This is a genomic window from Planctomycetia bacterium, from assembly GCA_034440135.1.
GTDB lineage: Bacteria > Planctomycetota > Planctomycetia > Pirellulales > JALHLM01 > JALHLM01.
In genome coordinates this window covers 1-3,325 of sequence record JAWXBP010000076.1, presented here as the reverse complement: position 1 = coordinate 3,325, position 3,325 = coordinate 1, and the positions used below count along the sequence as shown (strand labels likewise).

The window sequence follows — 3,325 nt, the reverse complement described above, 5'->3', positions numbered from 1 at the left end:
TCGCCCGCGAGGAGTTGCGTTGGCTGTTGGAAGGCTGCCGCGACTTGCTGGCCGCCCATCGGCTGTTGGGCGAGATCGCCTTGGAGGAAGGGGACGCGAAGTTGGCCCGCGCGCACTTCGGCTACGCCTTTCAACTGGGCGTCGATGCGCTGGCCCAAGCGGGCGACCCCGGACCGCTCCTCTACCAGCGCCCCGCCAACCAGGGCTTCTTTCAGGCCGGCAAGGGCCTGGCCTGGAGCTTCCAGCAGCTCGGCCAACCCGACAAGGCCCGCGAAATCGCCGAGCGCCTGCTGGCCCTCGATCCGGCCGATGCGCTGAATTTTCGGACGATGCTGGCGAGCATCGACTCCACGCCACGCCAGCCACCCGGCGGCTAGCCCCTCCCGCCGGCATCCTCTACCATCATGGCGGTTGGGCTGGCGGCATGCTTCATTGCGCCGGCCGAGGAACCTCGGAGCTGGGGCCGGACAGATGGCTGAACTGGCCGAATACGCCGCCGAACGACAGCGCGCATTCGACGATTCGACCTCCGCGGAGGAGCGGAAGGAACGCGGCCACTTCGGCACGCCCAGCGCCATTGCGCGCTTCATGGCGGGGATGTTCCCGCTCCCCGCCGGAACGATCCGGGTTCTCGATCCGGGCGCCGGCGTGGGGGTATTGTCCGCGGCGGTTTGCGAGCGAGTTCTGAAGGAATCCGCGCCCCGCCGCCTGTTCATCGAACTTTGGGAGAACGATCGGCACCTTGGGCCCTACATTCGCCAGACCATGGCGCGCTGCGGAAAGACACTGCGCGACGTTGGGCATGAATTGGAGTACGTCCTTCGCGAGGAAGATTTCATTCTTGCGAATGCGAGCACCCCGTTGTTTGGCGACGATCGTTCGCCCTCGTTTCAAGTGGCTATTCTCAATCCGCCGTACTTCAAGCTCCGCAAGGACTCCGTCCAGGCACGCGCGATGAGCCACGTCGTGCACGGCCAGCCGAATATTTACGCGCTGTTCATGGCGGCCGCTGCGGACATGCTGCTTCCCGGCGGCCAATTTGTCGCGATTACCCCCAGGAGTTACTTCAACGGGCCTTACTTCAAGCGATTCAGGAAATACTTCTTCGACCAATTGACGGCACGGCACATCCACGTCTTCGATTCGCGCACCGAGGCATTTCGGGAGGACGCCGTTCTGCAAGAGAACGTCATCCTGCTTGCGGAAAAACACGGAGAGCAAAAGGACGTAGCTCTCACGACCAGTCGAGGGCGGGATCTTTTCGATGCAGGCCAACAGACGGTCCCCTACGGCAAACTCATCGACGTCAACGGCGATAGAGTGGTTCGCCTGACCACCAATCATCTGGAGTGCGAGGTCGTTGCGGCGATGGATGCGCTTCCCCAACGCTTTCGAGACCTTGGGTTGGAGATTTCGACGGGACCGGTCGTCACATTTCGGTCCACCGAGTTCCTTCGCGACGAACCGTCGGCGAACACCGCGCCGCTGCTGTGGATGCACAACGTCCGTCCGTTTGTGACGCGGTTTCCGCCCAAGAACGGCAAGCCGACGCACATCGTCGTCAGCGCCGCGTCTCGCCGGCTGCTGGTTCCCGCCAGAACGTACGTGCTCCTCAAGCGCTTCACGGCCAAAGAGGAAAAGAGGCGGCTCGTGGCTGGCATCGTAACCGCCGCGGACTCGTATTCGGAATGGCTCGGCTTGGAGAACCACCTGAATTACGTGTATCGCCAAAATGCGGACCTGTCGCGGGCGGAGGCGTTTGGCCTGGCCGCCTACTTCAATTCCGCCCTCGTCGACCGATACTTTCGCGCGATCAGCGGCAACACGCAGGTGAACGCCACGGAGATCCGCGGTTTGCCCATGCCGGATGCGCGGACCCTAGACAGGCTCGGTGAGGAAATCGAGCAGATCAAGAACCAGGATTGCAGTCTGGTGGAGAGCGTCGTCGGCCGTGCGATGGGCCTGGATCCGCGGCTGATCGAGCAGCTTGTGGAGGCGGCCTGATGAGCAAGCGCGAAGACGCCCTGGAAATCGTCAGGAGCCTGGGACTGCCAAAACAACAGCAGAACGAACGATCGACTTTGACCCTGTTGGCGCTGGCCGGTTTGAGCGAGGCGGACGCTTGGTCGCGGGTCTCGCGCCCGCTGTTGCGCATCTGGGACATCATGGGTTGGATGCGCGAACATTATGGCAAGGACTACGCGGCCAATAGCCGCGAGACGATCCGCCGCCAGACGATTCATCAATTCGAGCAGGCCCGCCTGATCGACCGGAACCCGGACGTTCCCACCCGGCCGACGAACAGCGGCGACACGGTCTATCAGCTTACGGCGACGGCCGCTGAAGTCCTGAAGTGCTTTGGTCGCAAAAACTTCGCGACAACGTGCGCGAAGTTCGTTGCGCAACACGGAAGCCTGGCCGCCGCGTACTCCCGCGCGAGGAATCTCGTCAAGGTTCCCGTCACTTTGCCCGATGGTTCGCAAGTGGAACTCTCGCCGGGAGTCCACAACGAATTGCAAAGGTTGATCGTAACCGAGTTCGCCGCTCGCTTCGCGCCCAACGCCGTCGTGGCGTACCTGGGCGACACGGCGGACAAGCGACTGGTTCTGGACGCTCAACTGCTGAAGGAACTCGGCATCCCGGAATGGAACCACGACAAGTTGCCGGACGTGGTTTTGTACGAACGGGACCGCAATTGGCTCTTCCTGATTGAGGCCGTCACTTCGCATGGGCCGGTTTCGGCCAAGCGGCATGCCGAGCTTGAGGCAATGTTGACGGGTTGTCCCGCCGGCCGCGTGTATGTGACGGCGTTCCTCGATTTCGGGGCCTTTAAGAAGTACGCCGCCGACGTGGTTTGGGAGTCGGAGGTTTGGATCGCCCAATTCCCCGATCACATGATCCACTTCGACGGCGAGCGATTCCTCGGCCCGTATCCGCGACGCGGCAAGTAGCCCGCCCCGCCAACAAAAAAACGGCGACCCGACCTCCGAGGAGATCGGGCCGCCGTCGCAAGTGGGACCAGGCCCCACCGTGTCAGTCCTCTATTCCCGGCCGCTTAGTTGCAGCACGGCACCGGGCAGCACACCTGGACGGGAACCTCGCGGCAGATCGTCCGCGGCACGCAGCGGGTGACCGTGTAGGGCACCTGCGTCGCGACGCAGCGGGGGACGCGAACCGTCTTGGTGTAGTGAACCGGCTTGCAGACGCAGTACGGGACCTGCTTGACGCGGGTCTCGGCCACCATCTTGCAAACCGTGTAGTTGCAGGTCTTCACGCGTTGCTCGGGCACCATCTTGCAGACGGTGTACGTGCAGGTCTTCACGCG

4 protein-coding genes are annotated in these 3,325 nt (G+C 62.9%); 3 read left to right on the top strand and 1 reads right to left on the bottom strand.

Going from position 1 to position 3,325, the window contains the following annotated elements:
* The 3 genes from SGJ19_04405 to SGJ19_04395 all read left to right on the top strand — a co-directional run.
* Positions 1-377: tetratricopeptide repeat protein (locus SGJ19_04405; protein ID MDZ4779472.1), on the top strand; the 377-nt coding region annotated here is incomplete at its 5' end.
* A gap of 94 nt (positions 378-471) precedes the next feature.
* Positions 472-2,004: an Eco57I restriction-modification methylase domain-containing protein gene (locus tag SGJ19_04400; GenBank protein ID MDZ4779471.1), complete on the top strand. Its 1,533-nt coding sequence runs from the start codon at positions 472-474 to the stop codon at positions 2,002-2,004.
* On the top strand, positions 2,004-2,951 hold the full coding sequence (locus tag SGJ19_04395) for a BsuBI/PstI family type II restriction endonuclease (GenBank protein ID MDZ4779470.1): 948 nt from the start codon (positions 2,004-2,006) through the stop codon (positions 2,949-2,951). The genes SGJ19_04400 and SGJ19_04395 overlap by 1 nt, the downstream gene beginning before the upstream one ends.
* A gap of 104 nt (positions 2,952-3,055) precedes the next feature.
* Here the strand turns inward: SGJ19_04395 and SGJ19_04390 are convergent.
* Positions 3,056-3,325: hypothetical protein (locus SGJ19_04390; protein ID MDZ4779469.1), on the bottom strand; the 270-nt coding region annotated here is incomplete at its 5' end.

What these genes read in the sequence shown, in the direction of transcription:
- SGJ19_04400 (MDZ4779471.1), top strand. Translation starts at nt 472, where the DNA reads ATGGCTGAACTGGCCGAATACGCCGCCGAACGACAGCGCGCATTCGAC.
- SGJ19_04395 (MDZ4779470.1), top strand. Translation starts at nt 2,004, where the DNA reads ATGAGCAAGCGCGAAGACGCCCTGGAAATCGTCAGGAGCCTGGGACTG.